The sequence below is a fragment of the Nesterenkonia aethiopica genome (assembly GCF_039534665.1).
In the GTDB taxonomy this organism is placed as follows: Bacteria; Actinomycetota; Actinomycetes; order Actinomycetales; family Micrococcaceae; genus Nesterenkonia; species Nesterenkonia aethiopica.
The window spans coordinates 119,863-144,624 of sequence record NZ_BAAAVT010000006.1 but is presented as its reverse complement, the minus strand read 5'-3'; the positions used below and the strand labels follow the sequence as shown (position 1 = coordinate 144,624).

The following is a 24,762-nucleotide window of genomic DNA, read 5'->3' as shown; positions in this document are numbered from 1 at the left end:
GGTCCTCTGCCCCCGCGACGGCGGCGGTATCGTGACACCCATGACAGCGGATGAGCACTGGGAGCGGCTCCTCACCGCCCTGGAGCAGGACGACACGATCCTGGAGCAGACGATCCGTGACATCCGCGCCACCGTACCGGGCTACGACGACGTCCCCGACTCCGCCCTGGAGTCCTCCGTGCGGCGCAACATCGCCCTGAGCATCCGGACAGTGCGTGCCGGGTTCGAGCCCTCCCCGCAGGACGTCAGCGAGGCCGACGCGCTGGCCTCGGAGCGCTATGCCCAAGGCGTGCCCGTGGGCAGCGTGCTGGCGGGCTTCCGAGTGTGCATGTCCGTGATCCTGCACCGGCTGCTGGAGCACGCCCCGGCCCACCGCATCCCCGCCGACCAGGTGCTGGCCTCCTCCACCATCCTCTGGGCATTGGGAGACGCCTTCTCCTCCCGGGCGGTGCTCGTCTACCAGGACAAGGACCTCGCCCGAGCTCTGGCCGACTCCACACGCCGGGCGGCATGGATCGGCGACGCCGTCGCCACGTGGATGGAGCCCGCGGAGCTGGCCCGGGGCGCAGCCCTCTACGACGTCCCCACCTCCGCGCCGCTGCGCGCCCTGGCCGCCGACTCCCACCCGGAGGCCGACGTCGACCGCCAGCGCGCCCTCGACGACTGGGCAGAGCGGGCCGGAGTGAGGATCCTGACCGCAGTCCGCGCCTCCTCGCTGGTGGGGATCGTCATCGGAGACCCCACTCCCGGAGTCCACCCGGCCCGGCCCACCGCGGCGCTGGGCCCCGCCGTCGCGCTGGACGAGCTGCCACGCTCCTTCGAATCTGCCTCTGCGGCCCTGCGCGCCGCCGAGGCGGTGGGCCGCACCGGGCTGGTGGATCTGGAGAGCCTGTCCTGGCGGGCCGGGGTGCACGCCTCCCCGGAGGTCACCGCTCTGCTGAGGGAGCGCTACCTGGCGCCGCTGGAGGACACCGGCAGCTTCGGCGAGCATGTGCTCGAGGCCCTGGAGGCGTACCTGACCCACCGGCTGAGCATCCCCCTGGCGGCCCGCAGCATCCCCGTGCACGTCAACACGCTGCGCTACCGGCTCCAGCGCTTCGGCGAGATCGCCGGGGCAGATCTGGGCGACCTGGACACCCTGATCGAGATCTCATGGGCGCTGGCGTCCCGGCGGTCCGGCCCACCCCGTGGCGGTGCTTCGTAGCTGGACACAAGATCCGCGCCCCAGCGTTGAACATGTCGATGTAGCCCAGATCACAGTCCGCGGAGCATGCTGGTCCACGGCGACGAGATCCCGTCGCCCGACCACCACCTCCGAAGAGGAGACCTCATGATCCTGGGCATCATCGGCATCATCGTGTCCCTGCTGCTGCTGATCACGCTCGCCTACCGGGGCGTGCCGGTCATCCTGGCCGCCCCCATCTCCGCCGTCGTCTGCCTGGTGTTCTCCGGGGCCCCGATCCTGGCCTCCTACACCGAGGTGTTCATGCCCGCGATGGCCGGGTTCGTGGGCAGCTGGTTCCCGATCTTCCTGGTCGGGGCCATCTTCGGGATCCTGATGACCGTCACCGGATACGCGGAGTCCATCGCCCGCACGGTGACCGGATGGATCGGCAGCCGCAGCGCCATCGCCGCCACGGTGATCACCTCCGCCCTGATGACCTACGGCGGCATCAGCCTGTTCGTGGTCGCCTTCGTGATGTACCCGCTGGCCCGTGAGCTGTTCCGTGTGGCGGACATCCCCCGTCGGCTCATCCCGGGCACCATCGCGCTGGGCATCTTCACCTTCACCATGACGGCCCTGCCGGGCTCCCCGCAGGTGCAGAACATCATCCCCGGGCAGTTCTTCGACACTGGAGCCTATGCAGGCCCCGGCGTCGGCATCCTCGGCGGTGTGCTGATCTTCGGCCTCGGCCTGCTGTGGCTGGAGCACCGGCGTCGCAGCCTCATCACCAAGGGCGAGCATTTCGAGTCCCCGGAGTCCAAGAAGGTCATCGGAGGCTCCGCCGACGACGGCTCGCAGGTCGCCATCACCCTGGCCCCGCCGAACCGGATCGTGCCGTTCCTGCCGCTGCTGATGGTCTTCGCCGTGAACTTCGCCTGCACCCTGGTCATCTTCCCCGCCCTGGACTGGTCCTACCTGCAGGAGGAGACCTTCGGGTCCATCGCCTACGACTCCCGGGCCGGCCTGTGGGCCGTGCTGGTCGCCATCGTGGCCGCGGTGCTGCTGATCGTGGCCATGAACTTCGGCCAGTGGAGCACTCTGAAGGTCGGGTTCAGCGACGGCGTCAAGCGCTCCATGCTGCCGATCTTCTCCACCGCCTCCGAGGTGGGCTACGGGGCCGTCGTCGCCTCCGTGGCCGCCTTCGCCGTGGTCCGCGACTCGGTGTTCGGCATGGGCGCCAACGCGCTGGTGACCTCGGTGGTCACCACCTCCATCACCGCCGGTCTCACCGGCTCTTCCTCGGGCGGCATGACGATCGCGCTCAACGCCCTCGGCGGGGACCTGCGCGCCATGGCTGAGGCGGAGGGGATGAGCCTGGAGATGATGCACCGTCTGACGGCCATGGCCGCCGGCGGACTCGACACCCTGCCGCACTCCGGCGCGGTGGTCACCCTGCTGATCGTGTGCGGGCTCACCCATCGCCAGTCGTACAAGGACATCGGTATGGTGACGCTTGTCATCCCGGTGCTGGTCGTGGCCGCGCTGATCGCCCTGGTCTCCGCCGTCGGCGGCTTCTGATCCGCACCTGCCAGTCCCGAGACCTGCCCGCCCCGACAGCTGACCGCCCCAACCTCACCCCCGTTCCCAGGAGGAGATCCATGGACCCCCAGCCCACCCGGACCCCGCCGATCCCTGCCGACGCGCTGGCCGGTCGACGCGCCGTCGTCACCGGAGGGGCCTCCGGCATCGGGGCGGCCTGCGTGCGGGCCTTCGCCGCCGCCGGCGCGGAGGTCACGGTCTGCGACCGCGACGGCGACGCCGCCACGGCCCTGGCCTCCGAGGTGGGCGGCCGGGCATGGACCGTGGATCTGGCCGAGACCTCCGCGCTGGAGGAGCTGAGTGAGGAGACCGGCGTACCGGACGCCGACATCCTGGTCAACAACGCCGGCGTCCAGCGGGTGTCCCCGCTGCATGAGTTCGACCCCGAGGCCTGGCGCTTCATGCACCGCCTCATGGTGGAGTCCCCGTTCCTGCTCATCCGCGCCGCCCTTCCCGGGATGTACCAGCGCGGCTTCGGCCGGATCCTCAACATCTCCTCGGTCCATGGGCTGCGCGCCAGCGCCTACAAATCCGCCTATGTGGCCGCCAAGCACGCGCTGGAGGGCCTGTCCAAGGTCACAGCCCTGGAGGGCGCCGACCACGGCGTGACCTCCAACTGCCTCAACCCGGCCTATGTGCGCACCCCGCTGGTGGAGAAGCAGATCGCCGACCAGGCCCGCCTCCACGGCATCGGTGAGGACGAGGTGGTGGAGCGCATCATGCTCACCGAGTCCGCGGTGAAGCGACTGGTGGAGCCCGAGGAGGTCGCCTCCCTGGCCACCTGGCTGGCCTCCGACGCCGCCGGCATGGTCACCGGCACGTCCTACGCCATCGACGGAGGGTGGACCGCGAGCTGAGCCCGGACCGCCCGACGGCAGACCACAGAAACGTGCACGAGTCCCAGTCCACGAGTCCCTGAGGAGGACCCATGACCATCGACAAGACCGTGGCGACCGCCGCCCAGGCCGTCGCCGACATCCCCGACGGGGCCTCATTGGCCGTCGGCGGCTTCGGCCTCTCCGGCAATCCGATCCGACTCATCGAGGCGCTGCTGGAGCAGGGCGCCTCCGGGCTCTCGGTGGCCTCCAACAACTGCGGCGTGGACGACTGGGGACTGGGCATCCTCCTGTCCGCCGGGCGCATCGCGAAGATGACGTCCTCGTACGTGGGCGAGAACAAGGAGTTCGCCCGCCAGTACCTGGAGGGCGAGCTGGAGCTGGAGCTGGTCCCGCAGGGGACCCTGGCGGAGAAGATGCGCGCCGGCGGTGCCGGGATCCCGGCGTTCTACACCCGCTCCGGCGTCGGCACCCAGGTGGCCGAGGGCGGCATCCCGATGAAGTACGACGGCGTCGGCGGAGTCGCACAGGAATCTCCCCCGAAGGAGGTGCGTCCCTTCACCGTCCATGACGGACGCGAGCTGGAGTTCGTACTGGAGGAGTCGATCGTCACCGACTTCTCCCTGGTGCACGCCGCGAAGGGCGACCGGCACGGCAACCTGGTGTTCAACAAGGCGGCCCGCCAGTTCAGCCCGGACGCGGCCATGGCCGGCCGCATCTGCATCGCCCAGGTGGAGGAGCTGGTGGAGCCGGGCGAGATCGACCCCGACACCGTCCACCTCCCCGGGGTCTTCGTGCACCGCGTCGTGGAGGTCGGCACGGAGATCGAGAAGCCCATCGAGAAGCGCACCGTCCGCAGCGACGAGAAGGAGTGACCCTGCCATGAGCAGCGACTTCAGCACCGAGACCCGCGCGGGCTGGACCCGTGACCAGATGGCCGCACGCGCCGCCGACGAGCTGCCCGACGGCTCCTACGTGAACCTGGGCATCGGCATGCCCACCCTGATCCCGAACCACATCCCCGCAGAGCGCACCGTGGTGCTGCAGTCGGAGAACGGGATCCTCGGGGTGGGCCCCTACCCCACCGAGGATGCGGTGGACCCCGATCTGATCAACGCCGGCAAGGAGACCGTCACCGTTCTGCCCGGCGCGGCGTTCTTCGACTCCTCCACCAGCTTCGGGATGATCCGCGGCGGCAAGATCGACGTCGCCGTGCTGGGCGGGATGCAGGTGGCCGCCAACGGGGACCTCGCCAACTGGATGGTGCCGGGCAAGATGGTCAAGGGCATGGGCGGCGCCATGGACCTGGTGCACGGGGCCGAGCGGGTCATCTGCCTGATGGACCACGTGGCCAAGGACGGCTCCCCGAAGATCCTGCCCGCCTGCACCCTGCCGCTGACCGGCAAGGGCGTGGTGGACCGGATCATCACGGACCTGGCGGTGATCGACGTCGTCGGCACCGAGGCCGAGCCGCGCCTGCAGCTGGTGGAGACCGCACCGGGGGTGAGCGAGGAGCAGGTGCGCGAGGCCACCGGTGTGGAGCTGCACTGAGAGCTGCGCCGCGAACTGGACTGATCGGCGCCGCGCGGGCCTCCCGCCTGTCGGTAGACTCTGGGCGTGACCGACGCACTGAACTCTGACGCACCCCTCGCTGACGCACCGCAGCTTCCCGAGAAGGTCTCCGACGTCTTCGACCCCTGGCAGTGGCGCCCGGTGGAGGGCTTCGAGCTGACCGACATCACCTACCACCGGCGCGTGGAGCGGGACGCGGACGGGCGGATCCTGCGTGATCTGCCCGCGGTGCGCATCGCCTTCGACCGGCCGGAGGTCCGCAACGCTTTCCGCCCCGGCACGGTGGACGAGCTCTACCGCACCCTGGACCATGCGCGCATGACGCCCGACGTCGGCGCGGTGATCCTCACCGGAAACGGCCCCTCCCCGAAGGACGGCGGGCACAGCTTCTGCTCCGGCGGGGACCAGCGCATCCGCGGTCGGGACGGCTACCGCTATGCCTCGGGCGAGACCGCCGAGACGGTGGACCCCGCCCAGGCCGGCCGGCTGCACATCCTGGAGGTGCAGCGGCTGATCCGCACCATGCCGAAGGTCGTCATCGCCGTGGTCAACGGCTGGGCCGCCGGCGGCGGGCACTCTCTGCACGTGGTCGCCGACCTCACCCTCGCGTCGAAGCAGCACGGGAGGTTCAAGCAGACCGATGCCACGGTGGGCTCCTTCGACGCCGGCTACGGCTCCGCCCTGCTGGCCCGTCAGGTGGGCCAGAAGAAGGCCCGAGAGGTCTTCTTCCTGGCCCGTGAGCACTCGGCCGACGACATGGTCGCCGCCGGGGCCGTCAACGAGGCGGTGGACCATGAGCAGCTGGAGCAGGTGGCGCTCGAATGGTGCGCCGACATCGCCGCCCAGTCCCCGCAGGCGGTGCGGATGCTGAAGTTCGCCTTCAACGCGGTGGACGACGGCATGGCCGGTCAGCAGGTCTTCGCCGGGGAGGCGACCCGCATGGGGTACATGACCGACGAGGCGGTCGAAGGCCGAGACGCGTTCCTGCAGAAGCGGGACCCGGACTGGTCCAGCTACCCGTACTACTTCTGAGACCCTGACGTTGACTCCGGAGATATGGTCGCTCTGAGCGCACTGACGCGACGTTTAGCGACCACGCGTCCGGAGGCAACGTCTGCCGTCCCGTCTAAGGAGGACACACTGTGAGCACCCCAGACGCCCCCACTGGTTCCACGCCGTTCTACCGCCAGCTTTCCCCCACCTGCGGCCTCCGGGTCTCCCCCGTCGCCCTGGGCACGCTGACCTTCGGCCGTGGTGAGGAGCTGACGCACATGGGCGACCTCGACGCCGACCGTGCCGCAGAGATGCTGTCCCGCGCGCACGAGGCCGGGATCAACCTGATCGACACCGCCAACCTCTACGGCCGCGGAGTGGCCGAGGAGGTCGTCGCGGCGGCGCTGAAGAAGCTCGACCATGCCGAGGACTTCCTGATCACCACCAAGGCCCGCATGGTCATCGGTGACGGTCCCAATGACGGCGGCGCCTCCCGCTGGCACCTGCTGCGTGAGGTCGACCGTTCCCTGGCCCGGCTGGACCGGGACCACATCGACCTGTTCTACCTGCACCAGTGGGACGGCCAGACTCCGCTGGAAGAGACACTGGAGACCATGGACACCCTGGTCCGGTCGGGCAAGATCCGCTACTACGGGGTCTCCAACTACATGGGCTGGCAGCTGCAGAAGGCCCTGCGGGTCTGCGAGGCCCACGGCTTCGTCAAGCCGGTCGCCCAGCAGATCCTCTACTCCGCCTACACCCGCACCGCGGAGTACGAACAGATCCCCGCCGCCCTGGACGCGGGGATCTCCACTCAGCCGTGGAGTCCGCTGAACATGGGCCTGCTCACCGGAAAGTGGCGCCGGGGGCAGCAGCCCGACGGCCCTGCCCGCCTCAAGGACGGCACCGGTCAGGAGATGCGCGTGCCGGACTGGGACCGCCTCTACGACGTCGTCGACGCCCTGGCGGAGGTGGCGGGCAGGCACGGCGCCACGATCCCGCAGGTGGCGCTGGCGTGGACGCTGACCCGTCCCGGAGTGCACAACACCGCCGTCGCTGCCCGGAACCTCGACCAGCTGGAGGACCTGCTGGGCTATGCCGCGCTGGAGCTCACCGAGGAGGACCGGACCACGATCGACCGCGTCGGCCGGCCGGAGATCATGTACCCGCACTGGCACCAGGCGGATATGGCCGCAGAACGACTGGGCGCGGCCGATCGGGACATCATCGGCACCATCGGCGAGCAGGTGGCGGAACAGTTCGGGGCCCGAGGCTGAGCGGGTCAGCGGATCATGCCCACAGTCGTCACAGCGACCCCCGACCCATCCACCGCCCGATGAGCCGCACCGGTCACTCCTGGATCGAGCCTGCCCTGGAGGCGCTCGACGCCGCCCTCCGCGGCGCGACGCCCCCGCTCGAATTCCTTCCGGCCGACGACGACGCCCCCCGCTGGGTGCACCGCCCCGACGCGACGGACCATGGCCGCGACGGTGAGGCCCCCGCCGTCGTCGTGCGCACCTCCGGCTCCACCGGGACGGCGAAGCAGACCCTGCTCTCCGCCGCCGCGCTGCGGGCCTCCGCCGACGCGACGGCGGCGGCACTCGGCGGACACGGGCACTGGCTGCTGACCCTGCAGCCCAGCTATGTGGCGGGCCTGGCCGTGCTCTCCCGCAGCCTGGTGGCCGGCACCGTCCCGGTGCCGCTGCTGACAGGGACCACCGATCCCGCGGCGTTCGCGGGCGCCGCCGAGCAGCTGACCGCTGAGCCTCGCTTCGTCTCCCTGGTGCCCACCCAGCTGGGCAGGCTCCTGGAGTCCGGAGATCCCCGGACGCTGTCCGCGCTGCGCGACTTCGATGCCGTCCTGCTCGGAGGCGGCGCCTCCCCGGCGCCGCTGCTGCGCCGAGCCGATCAGGCCGGCCTGCATGTGGTCCGCACCTATGGCATGAGCGAGACCTGCGGGGGGTGCGTCTATGACGGCCATCCCCTTCCCGGCGTCACCGTGGACACCGACGACGCCGGCCGGGTCCGACTGGCCGGTCCGATGGTCGCCCTGGGCTATCTTGACGACCCGGAGCTCACGACCGAGCATTTCGACGTGGAGCCGCTCATGGGGCACCGCCGCTACCTCACCGACGATCTCGGGGAGCTGACGCCTGCCGAGACCCGAGGCGCCACGCCTGAGCTGAGCATCTCCGGCCGCGCCGACGACGTCATCAACACCGGCGGGGTCAAGGTCTCCGCGGAGCGGGTGCGCGCGGTGCTGCTGGACTATCCCGGAGTGCGCGACGCGTTCGTCGGCGCCGCCCCGGACCCGGACTGGGGGCAGCGAGTCTGCGCCGCCGTCGTGCTCTCCGCCGTCACCCGCACCGACGACACCCTGGGCGACCTGCGGGAGGCGGTGCGGGAGACGCTGGGCCCCGCGGCGGTGCCGAAGGACCTGCACGTGCTGGCCGCCCTGCCCCTGCTGACATCCGGGAAGCCGGATCGGCGAGAATTGCTCCAGATGTTCTCCGGTTGACCTGCTGACCGGACGCGCACCCGACCCAGCCCCATCCGTCCCCCATCGAAGGAGTCCCGTGGCCACCACCGCAGAATGGATCGCAGGTTCCCGCCCCCGCACGCTCCCGATGGCGGTGGCCCCGGTGGTGATCGGCGCCGCCGCGGCCGCCGGGCTGGGCTCCTTCGACCTGTTGATCGGCGCGCTGGCGATGATCGTGGCGCTGGCCCTGCAGGTGGGCGTCAACTACGCCAACGACTACTCCGACGGTGTGCGCGGCACCGATGACTCCCGGGTGGGGCCCATGCGGCTGACCGCCTCGGGGGCTGCGTCCCCGGGTGCGGTGAAGGCCGCCGCGTTCATCTCCTTCGGCATCGCCGGTGCCTCCGGTGTAGTGATCGTGGCCCTGTCAGGGATGTGGTGGTTCCTCGCCGTCGGCGCGGTGTGCGTGCTGGCCGCCTGGTGGTACACCGGCGGCTCGCGCCCCTATGGGTACCTGGGGCTCGGTGAGGTGATGGTGTTCATCTTCTTCGGGCTGGTCGCCACCCTGGGGACCACCTGGGTCATGGCCGCCCAGCTGAGCCCCGCCGCCTGGGTGGGTGCGGTGGGCGCCGGGCTGATCGCCTCGGGGCTGCTGATGGCCAACAACGTGCGGGACATCCCCACGGACCGCGAGTCCGGGAAGATGACGCTGGCAGTGCGGCTCGGGGAGCGGAAGGCGCGGATCAGCTACGTGCTGATGATCGGGGTGGCGGTGCTGCTGCCGCTGGCGCTGGTGGCGCAGAACCTGTGGTTCCTGCTGGTGCTGTTGGTGTGGCCGCTGTGCGCCGGCCCCGTGCGGATCATGCTCTCGCGCCGGCACACCGGGCGTGCACTGATCACGGTGCTGCAGCTGACGGGCCAGGTGAGCCTGGCGTTCGCGGCCACGATGGCCGCGGCGATGCTGCTGGGCTGATCAGGTGCTGTGCTGATCCGGTACTGGGCTGATCAGGTGCTGCGCGGGTCGTCGACGTCGGTGTCTTCGGCGGCGTCGCCGGCCGAGTCCTCGGGGCGCCGAGGCGGACGGCCGTTGCCGTTGCGGCTGCCGTCGCCGTCCTTGTCCGCGCCAGGGGCGCCGGAACCGTCGGACGGTGTGTCCGTCGCGGCGCCGTCGTCGGGCTTCTTCTGCGGGGTCTGACCCTTCTGCCGGGCCTCGAGCTCGGCCTCCTTGCGACGGAGCTCCTCCTCGCGCTGCTTCTGCATGCGCTGGATCTCCAGGTTCCGCAGGAAGTTGGGGTCATCATCGGGGGCGGACGGGCGCTTGGGCGCGGCTCCGGGAGCCGCCATCCGGCCGCGGCCGAACGCCAGCCACAGCCCGGCGCCGATGATCGGCACCAGCACGATCACCGCGAGCCAGGCACTCTTGCCGAGCACCCGCACGCGGTGGCGCGGGGTCTGGATGCATTCGATCAGGCTGTAGATCATCAGCCCGGCACCCACAATTCCCAGCGGGATGATCACCTTCAACATATCTTCCAGGGTAGTTCATAGGGCGCCGCGGGATCACGCCGAGACCTCCTGGTCAGCTCCGGGCGGACACCGCGCCGACACCGGGCCGGCACTGCCGCCTCTACAGGACGTAGAATCGAGTGATGGCCGTTCTCAAGTACTCCCTGATCCGCCTGGCGACCTTCTTCATCCTCTTCGCCGCATGCCTGCTGCTGGAGCTGGGCATGATCTTCGCGCTCATCGTGGGACTGCTGGGGTCCTGGGCGGTCGGCTACCTGTTCTTCAACAGCCTCCGCGTCGAGGCCGGCGAGGCACTGGCCCGCCGATTCGGGGGCGCCCGGCGGCTTGGCACCGGAGAGCGCGAGGACAACGACGCCGAGGACGCGCTGGCCGAGGACTTCCACCGGCAGCAGGACGAACGGCGCCGGGACTCCTCGCCGGGCGAGGCTGAGCATGACGGAGACTCGGGGACTGACCAGGACGGAGACCCCGGGACTGACCGGGGAGACACACCTCGCTGATCCCCGCCTCATATCCAGTGGCCACGAATCCCGGCATCTCCCCGATGACGCGCCGCGACACGGCCTGAGAACCCGGGATTCGTGACCAGTCGATGCACGGAGCTCAGCTGTCCACCCATCCACGCGCTCGCAGAGCACGGCGGATCTTGAGCAGACCCGGCCGCCACTGCTCCCGGCTGTGGTCCTTGGTGATCCTCAACTCCCACCATCCCATCGCCTCGGCCCGATCCGCGCGCCGGACGTCTCGGAGCACCTGGCCCGGCTCGGAATGCACCTCGACGCCGTCGTACTCGATCGCGATCCGATACTCGTCGATCGCCAGGTCCGGCTCGAGCACCACACGCCCCGCCTCATCCAGGATCTGGGGATTCACCCGAGGCTCGGGCAACCCATCCCTCCACATGGCGAGCCGCAGTCGCGTCTCCTGCGGTGAGTCGGCCCCCACCCGAGCCAGGTCGGCGGCCAGGCGCACCCTCCGGATGCCCCGACTCCCCCGGCGTCGCGCGACGGCGGCGCGCATCTCCTCCCACCGCATCACCGCGTCCCCGTGCTCGCCGAACTCGTGCCGCGGCGGACGCAGCATCCGGTCAGCTAGGATGACCGCGTCGGTCAGGGTGCGTCCGAGCGCCAGGTCCACCCAGGTTCGGCCGGGCCGGGTGAGCCGGACCCCGCCCAGCACGGTGATGTCCTCTTCAGGGACGTCGGAACGGTGCGCCCGCACCTGCCGGCGCCGGATCCGCCCGCCGGCAACGGGGCTGGTGATGTGCAGCGGCGGGATCAGTCGGAACCCCGGGACGCCGAGCAGTGCGGCGGCGGTGGTGTGGCTGGCCACCTGGTCGCCCGAGGCCGAGAGCGCCTGCAGCAGGGTGAGGGATCGTGCCTCCACCTCCGTCGTCAGGGGGCCATAGATCCCGTGGTCCACCCGTTGCAGGGTGCTGTAGTCGAGGGACCGGCGGACATCCGCCTCCTCCCACCCCAGATCCAGCAGCTCATGCATGCGGTGGGCACCGGCAGGCGCGGGCCGGGGAATCCTCCGGCGGCGGTCGTGCTGAGGGAACTCCATGCGCCCATCCCAGCGGGACCGCGGACGAGTCCGCTGCGGCACCGGGTCACTTGGGGAGGGATGCGCGTGTCGGAGCCAGACGGCGTCGGGCTGTGGAGGAGTGCCCTCCTGGAACCACTGGCCACGAATCCCGGCATCTCAGCCCGTGTCGCGGCGTGTCTTCAGGAAGATGCCGGGATTCGTGGCCACTCGAGGCAGTGGGGGTCAGCTGCGGCGGAGCCTCACTCCGGCAGGCCGGCGTAGGAGTGCAGGCCCGGGAAGTACACGTTGACCACCGAATAGTTGAAGATGATGCAGGCGAAGCCGATGATCGACAGCCAGGCGGCCCGGTTGCCGGTCCAGCCGCGGGTGGCCCGGGCGTGCAGGTAGCCGGCGTAGACCACCCAGATCACGAAGCTCCAGACCTCCTTGACGTCCCAGCCCCAGTACCGGCCCCAGGCCTCCTCGGCCCAGATCGCACCGGTGATCAGCGGGCCCAGCGTCCACAGGACGAAGCCGACCGCGTTCATCCGGTAGGCCCAGTTCTCCAGCGACGTCGACGACGGCACCATCCGCATGAACTGCCAGCCGCCGGTGCCCCGCAGGTCCCCCGCGGCGACCTTCAGCTCCCGGCGGTGCTGCACCAGCTGCAGGATGTTCATGGCGAAGGTCAGGGTGAACAGGCCCATCGCCAGCACCGCGAGGGTCACATGCACGGCCAGCCACGGGGACTGCAGCGCCGGCTGCACATGCGCCACCGGCGTCGGGAAGCCCATGGTGGCCGCCGTCATCATGACCACCACCAGGCCGATGGCGAAGGTGCCCAGGAACCGCAGGTCCTTCCGAATGAGGGTCAGAAGGTAGACCACCGCGACGATCAGCGCGCCGGTGGTGAGGAACTCGTACATGTTGGCCCACGGCACCCGGCCGGCGGCCACCCCGCGGGCGACGACGGCGAACGCGTGCGACCCTGCGGCCAGGATGGTCAGCGCCACCGCCACGTTCGCGAACGGTCGGCGGGTGCCCAGATAGGCCATGTCCTCGTCGACGAGGTCCTCTGCCTCGGCGGCCACCGGAGCGTCCGCCTCGGTGTCGCCGGCGCCCTCCGGGGCGGTGTCCTCCTCCGGACCGCCTCCGGCGCCGACCAGCGACCCGCGCCGGGCCCGGGCCAGCTCCTCCTGCGCCTCCTCAGCGAGTTCGGCCTCCAGTCGGCGGATGGTCGCCGAGCTGCGGACCATGTCCACCGCGAAGACGATGAACGCCGCCGTGTAGATCAGCGCGGCGATGAGCATGAACAGATCGCTGTACTGGGCCAGCTCCTGATTGACGGGATCCATCAGTCCTCCTCCTCGGGGGCCCGCACCGGCCACCGCTTCTCCAGCTGGCCGCGCAGGGCGATGTTCTCGTCCCGCAGGCGGAAGTCCTCGCCCCGGGACAGCAGGCCGTAGCGCACCAGCGTGCGCCCGGCCTCGGTGGTCTCCACCGTCACCCAGGCCCGACGGCGGCGCAGGAACAGGGACAGGATCAGCCCGCCCAACGCGGTGAGCGCGAAGACCAGCACCCCGCCCTGCGCGGGATTGTAGTGGATGTCGATCGCGATGTAGTCCTGGACGTCCTCGAAGGTGATGGACCCCATCCCCTCGGGGAGCTCCTGGGTCTCCCCCGGGTCCAGGACGATGCCGCCGGCGTCGACCTCCCGGGAGTTCAGGACCTCGAGACTGTCGGTGTCCAGGACATAGACGTTCTGCGGGATGCCCTCGTCCAGGCCGAGGTCCCCGTAATAGGAGTTGAGCTGCAGCTGCGGGTTGTACAGCTCCGGATCCACGGAGATCGCCGGGCCGCCGTCCTCCGCCTCATGGGCGGTGGGCAGGAAGAGCCCCACGAAGCCGAGCTGCTCGGGCTGCGCGTCCGGGGCCTTGATGACCGCCATGGAGGTGTAGACCTGGTCGTCCGGCCGGGAGATCACCGGCCCGGAGAAGGCCACCTCACCGTCGCCGTCGCGGATGGTCACCACCGGCGCGTAGCCGTTGCCCACCAGGAACACCCGGGCGCCGCCCAGGGTCAGCGGGTGGTTGACCTTCAGCTCCTCGGTCTCCGGCTCGGCGTCGGCGCCCTCCTGGGTGGTGACGGTGGCGGTGAAGTCCAGGGCTTGTCCGTAGTGAGTCGCGGAGTCGCGGTCGAAGACCCGCTCGAAGTCGTCCAGCCGCAGCGAGAACGGGTGCAGCCGGGATTCGTCGAACCAGGTGCCCGGGTAGAAGTTGTCATAGGCGACCAGCGCGTTGACGAAGCCCTCGTCCTCGATGATCACCTTCTGCCCGCGGTAGCTGAGCATCGACCCCAGGGCCACACAGATCAGCACGCCGACCAGCGCCACGTGGAAGAGCAGGTTCCCGATCTCCTTCAGGTACCCCTTCTCCGCACCGATCGACGCCGGTTGGGGGCGGCCTCGGGCGTCCTGGCCCGCGGCGCGCACGTCCACCCGGTAGCGGCGCTTCCGCAGGACGTCAGCGGCGTCCTCGAGCGCCTGCTCGGGGGTGGGGCCGGCGTCGTCGAGCTCCAGGGCTCCGTACTCGGGCAGCCGCTCCAGTCGGGCGGGGGTGCGCGGAGGGGCGGAGCGCATCTGCTGGATGTGCTTGCGGGCCCGCGGAATGATGCAGCCGATCAGGGAGATGAACAGCAGCAGGTAGATCGCCGAGAACCACACCGAGGAGTAGACGTCGAAGACCTGCAGGGTGTCCAGGATCGGACCCGCTGTGGGGTTGTCGTCGATCCAGGTCTGCACGGCGAAGGCGTCCTGGACGCGCTGCGGGAACAGCGAGCCGGGCACGGCGGCCACGGCCAGCAGGAGCAGCAGCATCAGGGCGGTGCGCATGCTGGTCAACTGGGTCCAGGCCCACCGGAGCATGCCGACCAGCCCGAGGGCCGGCGGGGAGACCTCCTGGCGGGGTGAGTCCCCCGTGGCCTCGTGGAGAGCGTCCTCCCGGGCATTGTCCCGGTGCGCGGACGGCTGAGACGGCTGAGATGGCTGGGTCATCAGATCGGCATCCTCACCTCATTGGCGAACCAGTCCTGCAACGCGTAGACCCACATGTTCCACACGCCGGAGAGCATCAGCAGTCCGACGACGATCAGCACGCCGCCGCCGATGCGCATGACGGCCACCCGGTGCTTCCGGAAGAAGGACACCGCCTTCATGCCCCGTTGAATGCCGAAGCTGATGAGGATGAAGGGGATACCCAGGCCGAGGCAGTAGACCAGCATCAGCAGGGCACCGCGGGCGGGGTCCCCGCCCACCGGGGTGGAGAGGGCGAGCACCGCGGCCAAGGTGGGACCGATGCAGGGAGCCCAGCCGATGCCGAAGGTCGCGCCCAGCAGCGGGGCGCCGAGCAGACCGTCGGGCGGGCGGCGCTCGATCTTCCGCTCCCGCTGGAAGATGCTGAACGCGCCCATGAAGACCAGGCCCATGAGCACGACGACGGCGCCGAGCAGCTGGGTCAGCCAGCCTCCCTCCACCCGCAGCCACACGGTGGCCTGGGTGAACAGGACGCCGATGAGCACGAAGATCACGGAGAAGCCGAGCACGAACAGGATCGCGCCCAACACCATGCGGGACCGACGCCGGGCGGCCAGGTCCACCCCGGAGAGCCCGGTGACGTAGCCCAGATAGCCGGGCACCAGGGGCAGCACGCAGGGCGAGAGGAAGGAGACCAGCCCGGCGAGCAGCGCCACCGGGGCGGAGATGAGCAGGGAACCGTCGAAGACGATCTCCGCGAACCGGTTGTTGACCGCACCCAGAGGGTTGGCCGCGCTGAGGGTCGCGAGCCCGACGTCGGCGATCATGCCTCCGCGGACTCCTCCAGCGCGGTGGTGATCAGGGCGCGCAGGGTGCCCGGCTCGGCGATGCCGAGGATGCGTGCGGAGACCCGACCCTCGCGGTCCAGCACGAGGGTGGTGGGCACCGCCGACGGCGGGACATAGTCGGTCATGGCCAGCATGACCTGCCCGTCCCGGTCCTCCATGGACGGGTAGCCGATGCCGAAGCGTCGCTCGAAGGCCTCCGCGGTGGGCTGGGTGTCGCGGGTGTTGACGCCGTAGAACTGGACGCCGTCGTCGGCGAACTCCTCGTGGATCTCGGCGAGGTCGGGGGCCTCCACGCGGCAGGGTGCGCAGGCGGCGTACCAGAAGTTGATGACGGCCACCTCACCTTCCCAGCGGGAGGGCTCCACCGTGGAGCCGTCGAAGAGGGTGGACTCGAAGTGCACGGGTTCGCCGCGTTCCTCGGGGGCGAACTCCTGGACGGATCCGTCGCCGGCCACGTAGTTGCTGCCGTCGTTGGCGGCCTGCTCGGCGAGCCGGTCGTTCTCGGAGCTGCAGGCGGTCAACGCGAGCAGCCCCGCCATCAGCCCGGAGGCACCGATCAGGGCACGGCGTCCCATCACCGGCCGGAGACGGTCCGGCTGATGCGCGGCGGAGTCAGGTGAACTCATGGGGCGGTCCTTGCGGGGTGACGCGTGGTGGTGTCGCTTGTTCGGCGGCGCGCAGGGGCGCTGACGCGGACGTCGGCATAATTCTACAGCGTGTAGTAATCCTGGTCGCTGGCGGCGTCGTCATATGACCACGCCACCCGCCCCGACCCTGCGGGCCGACGCCGGGAACGGTCCGGCGCCGTCGGGAAAGGTATCAGCCGAACCTGGGCGTCCGCCTGATCAGGCGCCGGGCAGAGCGATGGCGTCCTTGAGGAGCTCCTTGTTGGGCTCCGCGTAGCTGACCGACTCCACCCCGTCGGGACCGATGTGCAGGCTGGTGATGGAGGTCAGGGAGCATTCGCGGCGTCGCGGATCGTGCCACAGCGGGCGATCCTCAGCCCACAGACGGGTGACCCAGATGGGCAGCTGGTGGGAGATCACGACGACCTCAGCGCCGTCGCCATGCTCGGCGACGGCCAGCTCGGAGAGGTCCTTGGCCGCGGCGAGCATCCTGCTGACCTGCTGGGCGTACGGCTCGCCCCAGGAGGGGCGCAGGGGGTTGACCAGCAGGGGCCACCAGCGGGGACTGCGCAGCTGCTGCTTGACGCGGGAGAGTCCTTCGAAGGCGTTCTCGGCCTCCAGGACCCGCTCCTCGGTGAGCACCGGCATGTCCAGCCGTTCGGCCAGCGGGGCGACGGTCTCCTGCGCGCGCTGCAGCGGCGAGGCCGCGAGCAGGTGGACCGGATGCCCGGCCTCCGCCCGCGCGGCGAAATGGTCCGCGATGCCCGCGGCCATGCGATGGCCGAGCTCGGAGAGCCCGAACCCCGGCAGGCGGCCGTAGAGGACCTTCTCAGGATTGTGGACCTCCCCGTGACGGACGAGGTGGACGGTGGCCGTGGTCTGCGCGGTGGTGCTGGATGCCATGGGCACCAGTGTCGCAGAGTCACGGAGCCGCACCCTGCCTTTCCCCCGCTCAGAGCGATAGGGTTCTGTCAACGAGCGCTGAACGACCCCGACGGCGAGAGGTATCGACGACGATGAGCACCACCGGTGACGAGAACCAGGGCGGGCCGCAGGATCCTGACGGGGCGCAGCAGCCGCAGGGCCAGCCACCGCAGGAGCCCCAGTACGGGCAGCAGTACGGACAGCAGTACGGACAGCAGCAGGGCCAGCACGGCTCGGCGCCCTCCGCCGGGTCTGCCCCGGGCACCCCGGGCTACGACGCCGGCTATGGACAGCTGCCCCAGTACGGCCAGCAGAACCAGTACGGCCAGCAGAACCAGTACGGCCAGCAGAACCCCTATGAGCCGGCAGGGCAGAGCCCCTACGGGGCGCCCGGCCAGCCGCCTGCCGGGCCGGGCCCGACCGGTCAGCCGACGGTCACGGCAGAGAAGCCGACCCGTCCACTGACGATGACGCTGTCCATGATCTTCCAGCTGCTGGCGGGCCTCCTGCTGGCTGTCGCCGGGGTGATCTCCGGTGTGAGGATCATGGGGGCCCACCCGACCCAGCTGCTGCCCGAGCAGGAGTGGCAGGAGATTGCGGACGTCTCCATCGCTGAGGCGCAGGACTACATGGCGATCTTCGGCGTCGCCCTCATCATCGGCGCCGTGGTCCTGGCCCTGCCGTACTTCGCCCTGGCTTTCCTGAGCACCCGGGGCTCCCAGGTGGGCCGCATCCTGGCCACGATCTACCTGGCGCTGAGCATCTTCTCCGTGTTCTTCGGCCTGCTGAACCTGCTGCTGGTGTTCCTGCCCAGCCTGGTGGCCCTGGTGCTGCTGTGGCTGCCGCCCAGCAACACCTATGTGCAGCAGGTCCGTGCGGCCAAGCAGGGCTCCGGTACGCCGGGCCAGGGTCCGGGGACCTACGGCTCCGGCGGATATGGAACCGGCGGCTACGGCACCGGCGGGCATGTCCGGCCCGGGCAGCAGCCGGGTCAGCCAGGTCAGCAGCCCAATCCCTACGGGCAGAACCCCTACGGTCAGCCTTCCCAGGGCGGTTACGGCCAGCAGCCGGGCCAGCAGCCGGGTGGACCCTACTCCTCCTGAGCCGGGAGAACCGTCTCTCACGATGGCCGGCCCGGCACCCCGAGGGGCGTCGGGCCGGCCATCGTCATCCCCGCACCCGCACCTGCGCCCGCCGGAGCCGTGTCCCGATCGTTGCTGAACCGCTCTTGTTCCGGCCGCGGAACCCACATAGGCTGGCCGCACGAGACCTGTGGCATGCGCCACAGGCCCCCACGTCAGCCGATCCAGGAGGGTCCATGACCACCCGAGACCAGCGCCCCCGCACTCTGCAGGCCAGCAGGACCCTCCTGACCATCACCTCCGGAGTCATCCTGGGCGGCGGCGTCGCGCTCGGCGTGGCGGTCCGCAGCGCCGATGCCGCCACAATGCTCCCCACTGCCCTGCTGCGCACGGCGGGGAACGCCCGCGGCCAGGCTGAGGCTCTGGCCACGATGTCCACCACGCTCATGGTGATGGCTGTCCTCGGCGGGACGCTGTGCCTGCTGCTCGCGTGGCGCGGCACCTCGGGCTCCCCGCTGGGTCGCGGTGCGGCCACCGCCGTGCTGCCGCTCTCACTCATCGCCCTGGCGGCCTCGTCGTGGGCGGCGCTGCTGGTCACCGTGCCCTGCCTGGTGGCAGTGGCCCTGCTGTGGACGCGCTCGGCGTCGGCCTATGTGCGGTCGCATCGCGCCGCGGCACGTGGCGACCGGAGCCCGGCCCACGCGATGTTCAATCCCCGGGTGCCGTCCAGCAACCTGGGTCAGACCATCCAGCAGCCTCCCGGCCCCTGAACGGTCAGCGGCTTCCCGGGAGTCCGGGGATGGTGGTCAGCATGTCGTCCTCGTAATCGAGGTAGCACTGCGTCATGGAGCGCTCCGTGAGCGCGTGGCTGCGGCACTGGTCGAACTCGACGGTGGCACCCCAGAACAGCGCCTGGGCGGTGGCTGTGGCCGCGAAGAGACCGCAGCACACGATCGCCGCCGCCGCACTGACATGCATGAGCGCCGGCAGCTTCTTCCGGATGGCCTGCACCAGAAGGATCACCCCGCCCGCCGTCCCGACAAGTCCAGCCACCACGGCCAGCAGCCGATAGGGCAGCGGCGTCTGCAGTCCGATGTAGGACACGATCAGCGCGAGCACCAGCCACCCGGTGAAGCGGGCGTACCGACGGAAGGTCTCCGGCTCCAGATCCACGGCACGACGGCGGCCCGGCTTGCCGCCGTCGGGCCCGCCGCCCGCGGACCCGTTCTGCGGGGGCTGCTGCTGAGGTGGAGTGACGCTCATAGCCCACCAGCCTACGCGGCGCGGGCCCCGCCCGGGGAAGTAGGGTGGAGTCCATGCGCATCGTGGTTCTGGTCTCCGGCTCGGGGACGAATCTCCAAGCCGTCATCGACGCCGTCTCCGCCGGCTCCCTGCCCGTGGAGATCGCCGCCGTGGGCTCCGACGTCCCCGGCTGCGGCGGCTTGGAACGGGCCGAGCAGGCCGGGATCTCCACCTTCGCGGTGCCGCTGGCGCGCGGGGGCGATCGTGCCGCATGGAACTCCCGGCTGCGGGACGAGGTCCGAGCCTTCAGCCCGGACCTGGTGGTCTCCAGCGGTTTCATGCGGATCCTCGGCGCGGAGTTCCTCGACGGAGTCGGGGTCCCGATCATCAACACCCACCCGGCACTGCTGCCCAGCTTCCCCGGGGCCCACGCGGTCCGTGACGCCGTCGAGCACGGGGTGAAGATCACCGGCTGCACTGTGCACCAGGTGGACGCCGGGGTGGACACCGGTCCGATCCTCGCGCAGGAGGCGGTGCGGGTGCTGCCGGACGACGACGTCGACACGCTGCACGAGCGGATCAAGGTCGAGGAGCGCCGGCTGCTGGTGGAGACCATCGCCGGGATCGCCGACGGCCGGATCGGACTGCCGAGCTCGTGAACGCCGCCTCGTGACCATCTACATCGACCCACCCGTGTGGCCCGCCCATGGGACGGTGTTCGCGCACCTGATCTCCGACTCCTCCTTGGACGAGCTCCACACCTTCGCCGCGCGGACCGGCATCCGGCGCCAGGCCTTCGACGAGGACCACTACGACGTCCCGGAGCACCGGCACCGTGACCTCATCGCCGCCGGCGCCACACCAGTCAGCGGCACCGAGCTGGCCAGGATCCTGGCCTCCTGCGGGCTGAGGGTGCGCAGCGTCGAGCGCCCGACGAAGGTCCGTGCCCGGCTGCTGCGCGCCTGGGAGCGACTGCTGGACACATCCGACGCCGCCGTGCTGGGCGAGGAGCTGTTGGGTCGCTGGGCGGAGCCGCACCGCCACTACCACTCGCCCGCCCATCTGGCCGCGGTGCTCAACGCCGTGGGCGTGCTGGAACGCGCCGGAGAGCTGCCGGCCGAGCGGCGCCGCCCGGTCCGCTTGGCCGCCTGGTTCCATGACGCCGTCTACGCCGGGGCCGCGGGCCAGGACGAGGAGGACAGCGCCCGACTGGCGGAGGAGCGACTGGCTGGCCTGCTCCCCGCCGAGGAGGTCACCGAGGTGGCCCGCCTGGTGCGCCTGACCGCCACCCATGCCCCAGAGCCCGGGGATGCCGCAGGCGCCGTCCTGGTGGACGCCGATCTGGAAGTGCTGGGGCGTGCCCCGGCGGCCTACCGGCGCTATACCGCCCAGGTGCGCAGAGACTTCGACCACGTGCCCGAGCCCCTGTTTCGCGAGGGCCGGGCCCGCGTACTGGCCACCCTCTTGGAACGGCCCCGCCTGTTCCACACCCCCACGGGGCAGCAGCTCTGGGAGAACGCCGCCCGGGCGAACCTCACCGCCGAGCTGGCGGAGCTGCAGTCCGCCTGAGCGGCTGCCCCAGGCGTCGGCACCCGCTCCCTGGAACCCCGCGTCGAGAAGTGCTGAACGGCACCCCGGGGCGCGGAGAGCGGAAGTCCCGCCACGGCCCTCACTCCTCGGTACCGTCCGGGCTCTCCCCCGGCTCCGCAGGGTCCTCCGCGGACCGTCGGCGGCGAGCCGAATGCGCCGCCGGGGCGATCAGATAGCCGAGGATCGTCCCGACGCACACCCACGCGCCCAGCAGCCCGGCCGCCAGCAGCGCATGCGGGCCGATGTCGGTGAGCCGGCCGATGCCCAGGGAGATGTGCGAGAGCCACAGCGGCAGCACGGCGACGCCGGCAGCCACCACTCCGGTGAGCAGCCCGAGGACCAGGGTGGAGAGCGTCAGGGAGATCGGACGCCACGAGATGCGCAGCGCGAACCAGTCGTCCAGGTGGTTCTCCCCCTCCCGCATGAGCCACCAGCCGGCGATGATCCCGGCCAGCAGCGGCACGGCCAGCACCGCGAGGAAGCCCTCCCCGGCGCCGCTCGGCAGCGCGCCGAGCACTGGCAGGGCCGGGACCGGTCCGAGCTCCACCGCCTGCGGGGCCACCGTGGTGCCGGTGCCCAGCGCGAACCCGGCCCCTGTGGTGTAGGACAGCGTCCACAGCACCATGTTGGGCAGCAGCCCCAGGTGCAGCAGCGTCAGGCCGATCACTCCCCACACTCCGGGGTCCAGCTGCTGGTAGGTGTTGGCGATCTCCATCCAGGAGGACCCCAGCTGCACGGCCAGCAGCACGGCAGAGAGCCCGACGGCGGCGACGACGGCGATCAGCCCGCCGCGCAGCACGCCCCACAGGTAGCTGCCCGCCCATTTCAGCCGCTGGGAGAGCCGCTCCACCCGGTCCTCCAGATCCACTCCGATGAGCCGGGCCCACGAGCGGGCCTCCGCGTAGCTGCCGGCCAGCGCCCCGACCGCCATGACCCCGGCGGCGCACAGCGCCGCCCAGTGCAACTGTGCGGTGAAGCCCTCCGCCTGCCCCAGGTGCGCGATCCCGACGCCGACGCCCGCGTAGACCACCACGAGGGCGAGCAGGCCCTGCCAGAGCTGATCGGACCAGGCGCCGCGGGCCAGCCGCCCTCCGGCCCGCCACCCTAAGGCCAGGGGCACCAGAGTCAGTCCCATGGGCAGCAGGTGGAGCCAGCCCTCCGCCAGCGTCACGCCCTCGCCGAGCACATCCCCGGGCACCGGCACCGCGAGCTCCGCTGGGGTTCCATGCAGGATGAGCCACACCTGGGCGGAGAACCTCGCCACGAACTCCAGGTCGATCCGGGTGAATCCTCCGGCCAGCCCCACGGCGAGCACCGGCAGCGCCACCAGCAGCGCGGTGGCCAGCAGCGCCTGCACGGCTTCCAGCAGGCCCAGCAGCCACAGGGGCGGAGCGGGCAGGCGGAACCTGCGGCGGGGGCGGTCGCCGCCGTCGTCGGCGCTTCCGGGGTCACCGGGAGTGCGGGTGTCAGTCTCGGAGGGCGTCATCGGGTCCATCGTGCCAGCCGGGGGCACGGATCAGCGCCGCAACAGACCGGCGTCCACGGAACTCTCAGGTTCCGACCAGCAGCCGGATGCCGGTGCCCAGCGCCAGCAGGGATCCCAGGATAGCCAGCGCGATCACGAACTTCCGGACGGTGGCGTCGTCCACCCGGCGCTGGATCCACTCGCCGACCCAGATGCCCAGCACGATGGAGACAACGCACCCGGCCCAGGCCCACCAGGGCATGTCCGGCATCTGACCGTCGTCGAAGGCCCATTTGATGCCGAAGGAGAAGGCGGAGATGAGGATCCACAGCGGCTGCAGGGTGGCGACCATGCGCATCACGGGCCACCGGGAGACCACCGCGTAGATGGTCATCGCCGGTCCCCCGACCCCGCCGAGCACAGTGCCCACTCCGGAGCCGAGGCCGGTGAGGATCTGGGCTGTGCGGCCGTCGCCGTCGACGGCGGAGCTGATCCGGCTCAGCAGCATGGAGGTGATCAGCCCGAAGAGCACCAGGGCGGCCACCACCACGTACAGCGGGCCCGCCGGGGAGACGACGGACACCCAGGCGGCGGCCGGCATCACCAGCACCGCAGGGATGCCCAGCCACAGGACCTTGCGCCATTCGATGTCGTCCCAGATGCGCGGCAGCACCAGCACCGGGGCGATGATGGAGAGGAAGTTGACCAGCATGACGCCCTCGTGGGCACCGATGAGCACCACGAGGAACGGCGCCAGGATCATGCCGAACCCGAGCCCGGCGATCCGCTGGATGGTGGCGGCCAGCAGCACGAACGCCACCACGCCGACGGCCATCGCGATGCCCATGCTGTTCCTCCCCTCCGCTCAGCCGCGCGCGCGGCTGCCAGGACCACCAGCAGACTCTACGCCGCGGTCCACAGTCCTGCAGAATGCAGTGACTGCCGTCTCACCCCGCGGATGACCCGCTCCGGCAGGGTTCTTCGGGGGTTCACCTGGCCTCCATGACCACGACGGCGCCAGGGCACCTTCAGCCGCCACGCTGGTGCCGTGAAGGTCGTGGTGGTCGCAGAATCATTCCTCCCGCACATGAACGGGGTGACGAACTCCGTGCTGCATGTGCTCGCCCACCTGCGCCGGCGCGGAGACGAGGTGACGGTGATCGCCCCGTCCTCCTCCCTGCTGGACGCCGGGCAGGACGCCGAGCTGTGCGAGGGCTTCCCGGTGGTGCGGGTGCCCTCCCTGCCATTCCCGGACTACCCGAAGGTGCGGGTGGCGGCAGGCTTCGTGCCGCGCATCCGGCACCTGCTGGCGGAGCTCCGGCCCGACGTCGTCCACGTGGCCTCTCCGTTCGTGCTGGGCTGGCGGGCCATCCAGGCGGCCCGGTCGCTGGGCCTGCCGACCGTCTCCGTCTACCAGACCGAGGTGCCCACCTATGCGTCCCGCTACCGCCTGCCCTGGGCGGAGGAGCTGCTGTGGCAGCACGTGGACCGCATGCACACCTCCTCCACCCTGACCCTGGTGCCGTCCCGCTTCTGCAAGGACCAGCTGAGCCGCCGGGGCATCCGGCGGCTGAAGACCTGGCGGCGCGGCGTCGACCTCCGGCGCTTCTCCCCTGCGCGCCGGGACGAGACGCTGCGCCATGAGCTGGCCCCGGGCGGGCAGAGGCTGATCGGTTTCGTCGGCCGGCTGGCCGCGGAGAAGCAGGTGGAGGACCTGGCCGCGCTGAACAGCCTGCCGGACAGTCGGCTGGTGATCATCGGCTCCGGGCCGGCGGAGGAGCAGCTGCGCCGCCGCCTGCCGGGCGCCCACTTCGCCGGGTTCCGCAGCGGCGACGACCTCGGCCGGCACGTGGCCAGCCTGGACGTCTTCGTCCACCCGGGTGAGGCGGAGACCTTCTGCCAGACCATCCAGGAGGCGATGGCCGCCGCCGTGCCGGTGGTCGCCGTCGGGCGGGGCGGCCCGTTGGACCTGGTGGACGAGGGCCGCACCGGGTGGCTTTACCGCCCCGGGGATCTGGCCCGTATGCGTTCGGCGGTCGCGCACCTGGTGTCCGACGACGACGCCCGCGCCCGGTTCGCCCGGGACGCGGCCGCCTCGGTGCAGGGCCGCACGTGGGAGGCGATCTGCAATCAGCTGATCGGCCACTATGCCCGAGCGATCGACGTCACCGAGCGCCTCCAGCGCCAGCAGGCCAAGGATTTCATCCGGCAGCAGGCGTGGCTCGCGGGAGGATTACGCTGACAGCCGATCCGGAGCTG

At 70.8% G+C, this 24,762-nt stretch carries 25 protein-coding genes; 15 read left to right on the top strand and 10 right to left on the bottom strand.

What is annotated here, in order from left to right; all coding sequences use genetic code 11:
* Nucleotides 1–40 precede the first annotated feature (40 nt).
* The 9 genes from ABD658_RS05970 to ABD658_RS05930 all read left to right on the top strand — a co-directional run bounded on the left by ABD658_RS05970 (nt 41) and on the right by ABD658_RS05930 (nt 9,617).
* Nucleotides 41–1,204, top strand: coding sequence for an RsbRD N-terminal domain-containing protein (locus ABD658_RS05970; RefSeq protein ID WP_344682014.1), 1,164 nt, complete (start codon nt 41–43; stop codon nt 1,202–1,204).
* A 126-nt stretch (nt 1,205–1,330) separates the two neighbouring features.
* The gene (locus ABD658_RS05965) at nt 1,331–2,743 is read left to right on the top strand and encodes a GntP family permease (RefSeq protein WP_344682016.1); all 1,413 of its coding nucleotides are present in this window, start codon (nt 1,331–1,333) and stop codon (nt 2,741–2,743) included.
* A gap of 80 nt (nt 2,744–2,823) precedes the next feature.
* Nucleotides 2,824–3,621 carry a 3-hydroxybutyrate dehydrogenase gene (locus ABD658_RS05960; RefSeq protein WP_344682018.1) on the top strand — a complete coding sequence of 266 codons (798 nt, stop codon included), beginning with the start codon at nt 2,824–2,826 and terminating at the stop codon, nt 3,619–3,621.
* A gap of 71 nt (nt 3,622–3,692) precedes the next feature.
* Nucleotides 3,693–4,475, top strand: a complete 783-nt coding sequence (locus ABD658_RS05955) for a CoA transferase subunit A (RefSeq protein WP_344682020.1) — start codon at nt 3,693–3,695, stop codon at nt 4,473–4,475.
* Between the two features lie 7 nt (nt 4,476–4,482).
* Nucleotides 4,483–5,151, top strand: coding sequence for a CoA transferase subunit B (locus tag ABD658_RS05950; protein WP_085437072.1), 669 nt, complete (start codon nt 4,483–4,485; stop codon nt 5,149–5,151).
* Nucleotides 5,152–5,217: 66 nt separating this feature from the next.
* Entirely contained in the window at nt 5,218–6,204 is a 987-nt protein-coding gene (locus ABD658_RS05945; RefSeq protein WP_344682023.1) for a 1,4-dihydroxy-2-naphthoyl-CoA synthase, read from the top strand.
* 110 nt (nt 6,205–6,314) lie between these two features.
* Entirely contained in the window at nt 6,315–7,442 is a 1,128-nt protein-coding gene (locus tag ABD658_RS05940) for an aldo/keto reductase (RefSeq protein ID WP_344682025.1), read from the top strand.
* 59 nt (nt 7,443–7,501) lie between these two features.
* A complete protein-coding gene (locus tag ABD658_RS05935; RefSeq protein WP_344682027.1) occupies nt 7,502–8,683 on the top strand; it encodes an AMP-binding protein in 1,182 nt (393 codons plus the stop codon).
* Between the two features lie 58 nt (nt 8,684–8,741).
* Nucleotides 8,742–9,617 (top strand): 1,4-dihydroxy-2-naphthoate polyprenyltransferase, encoded by an 876-nt coding sequence (locus tag ABD658_RS05930; protein ID WP_344682029.1) that lies wholly within the window; start codon nt 8,742–8,744, stop codon nt 9,615–9,617.
* Between the two features lie 32 nt (nt 9,618–9,649).
* On the opposite strand, the gene ABD658_RS05925 is transcribed toward ABD658_RS05930, so the two are convergent.
* On the bottom strand, nt 9,650–10,171 hold the full coding sequence (locus ABD658_RS05925; RefSeq protein ID WP_344682031.1) for a PLD nuclease N-terminal domain-containing protein: 522 nt from the start codon (nt 10,169–10,171) through the stop codon (nt 9,650–9,652).
* 122 nt (nt 10,172–10,293) lie between these two features.
* Between ABD658_RS05925 and ABD658_RS05920 the strand changes: the two genes are divergently transcribed.
* Complete coding sequence (locus ABD658_RS05920) at nt 10,294–10,671, top strand: DUF4229 domain-containing protein (protein ID WP_344682033.1); 378 nt, start codon at nt 10,294–10,296, stop codon at nt 10,669–10,671.
* Between the two features lie 103 nt (nt 10,672–10,774).
* Here the strand turns inward: ABD658_RS05920 and ABD658_RS05915 are convergent, their stop codons facing one another.
* The 6 genes from ABD658_RS05915 to ABD658_RS05890 form a co-directional block, all read right to left on the bottom strand.
* A complete protein-coding gene (locus tag ABD658_RS05915; protein ID WP_344682035.1) occupies nt 10,775–11,734 on the bottom strand; it encodes an endonuclease domain-containing protein in 960 nt (319 codons plus the stop codon).
* A gap of 221 nt (nt 11,735–11,955) precedes the next feature.
* A complete protein-coding gene (gene ccsB / locus ABD658_RS05910) occupies nt 11,956–13,050 on the bottom strand; it encodes a c-type cytochrome biogenesis protein CcsB (protein ID WP_344682037.1) in 1,095 nt (364 codons plus the stop codon).
* The gene (gene resB / locus ABD658_RS05905; protein WP_344682039.1) at nt 13,050–14,747 is read right to left on the bottom strand and encodes a cytochrome c biogenesis protein ResB; all 1,698 of its coding nucleotides are present in this window, start codon (nt 14,745–14,747) and stop codon (nt 13,050–13,052) included. Before resB ends, ccsB begins: the two co-directional genes overlap by 1 nt.
* Entirely contained in the window at nt 14,747–15,553 is an 807-nt protein-coding gene (locus tag ABD658_RS05900; RefSeq protein WP_344682041.1) for a cytochrome c biogenesis CcdA family protein, read from the bottom strand. The genes resB and ABD658_RS05900 overlap by 1 nt, the downstream gene beginning before the upstream one ends.
* Nucleotides 15,550–16,200, bottom strand: a complete 651-nt coding sequence (locus ABD658_RS05895; RefSeq protein WP_083277572.1) for a TlpA family protein disulfide reductase — start codon at nt 16,198–16,200, stop codon at nt 15,550–15,552. The genes ABD658_RS05900 and ABD658_RS05895 overlap by 4 nt, the downstream gene beginning before the upstream one ends.
* A gap of 219 nt (nt 16,201–16,419) precedes the next feature.
* Nucleotides 16,420–17,103, bottom strand: coding sequence for a histidine phosphatase family protein (locus tag ABD658_RS05890; protein ID WP_311024609.1), 684 nt, complete (start codon nt 17,101–17,103; stop codon nt 16,420–16,422).
* Nucleotides 17,104–17,216: 113 nt separating this feature from the next.
* On the opposite strand from ABD658_RS05890, the gene ABD658_RS05885 reads away from it, so the two are divergent.
* Together ABD658_RS05885 and ABD658_RS05880 are read left to right on the top strand one after the other, a co-directional pair.
* Nucleotides 17,217–18,227 carry a hypothetical protein gene (locus ABD658_RS05885; protein WP_344682045.1) on the top strand — a complete coding sequence of 337 codons (1,011 nt, stop codon included), beginning with the start codon at nt 17,217–17,219 and terminating at the stop codon, nt 18,225–18,227.
* Nucleotides 18,228–18,442: 215 nt separating this feature from the next.
* A complete protein-coding gene (locus ABD658_RS05880; RefSeq protein ID WP_344682047.1) occupies nt 18,443–18,976 on the top strand; it encodes a hypothetical protein in 534 nt (177 codons plus the stop codon).
* A 4-nt stretch (nt 18,977–18,980) separates the two neighbouring features.
* Here the strand turns inward: ABD658_RS05880 and ABD658_RS05875 are convergent, their stop codons facing one another.
* Nucleotides 18,981–19,469, bottom strand: coding sequence for a hypothetical protein (locus ABD658_RS05875; protein ID WP_344682049.1), 489 nt, complete (start codon nt 19,467–19,469; stop codon nt 18,981–18,983).
* A 53-nt stretch (nt 19,470–19,522) separates the two neighbouring features.
* Between ABD658_RS05875 and purN the strand changes: the two genes are divergently transcribed.
* Complete coding sequence (purN, locus tag ABD658_RS05870) at nt 19,523–20,107, top strand: phosphoribosylglycinamide formyltransferase (protein WP_344682051.1); 585 nt, start codon at nt 19,523–19,525, stop codon at nt 20,105–20,107.
* A 10-nt stretch (nt 20,108–20,117) separates the two neighbouring features.
* Nucleotides 20,118–21,017, top strand: a complete 900-nt coding sequence (locus tag ABD658_RS05865) for a DUF4031 domain-containing protein (protein WP_344682053.1) — start codon at nt 20,118–20,120, stop codon at nt 21,015–21,017.
* 100 nt (nt 21,018–21,117) lie between these two features.
* Here the strand turns inward: ABD658_RS05865 and ABD658_RS05860 are convergent, their stop codons facing one another.
* On the bottom strand, nt 21,118–22,524 hold the full coding sequence (locus ABD658_RS05860) for a cell division protein PerM (RefSeq protein WP_344682055.1): 1,407 nt from the start codon (nt 22,522–22,524) through the stop codon (nt 21,118–21,120).
* Between the two features lie 64 nt (nt 22,525–22,588).
* Complete coding sequence (locus ABD658_RS05855) at nt 22,589–23,350, bottom strand: sulfite exporter TauE/SafE family protein (protein ID WP_344682057.1); 762 nt, start codon at nt 23,348–23,350, stop codon at nt 22,589–22,591.
* Between the two features lie 201 nt (nt 23,351–23,551).
* Here ABD658_RS05855 and ABD658_RS05850 point away from each other — a divergent pair, with 201 nt between their 5' ends.
* On the top strand, nt 23,552–24,745 hold the full coding sequence (locus ABD658_RS05850; protein WP_311024615.1) for a glycosyltransferase family 4 protein: 1,194 nt from the start codon (nt 23,552–23,554) through the stop codon (nt 24,743–24,745).
* Nucleotides 24,746–24,762 lie beyond the last annotated feature (17 nt).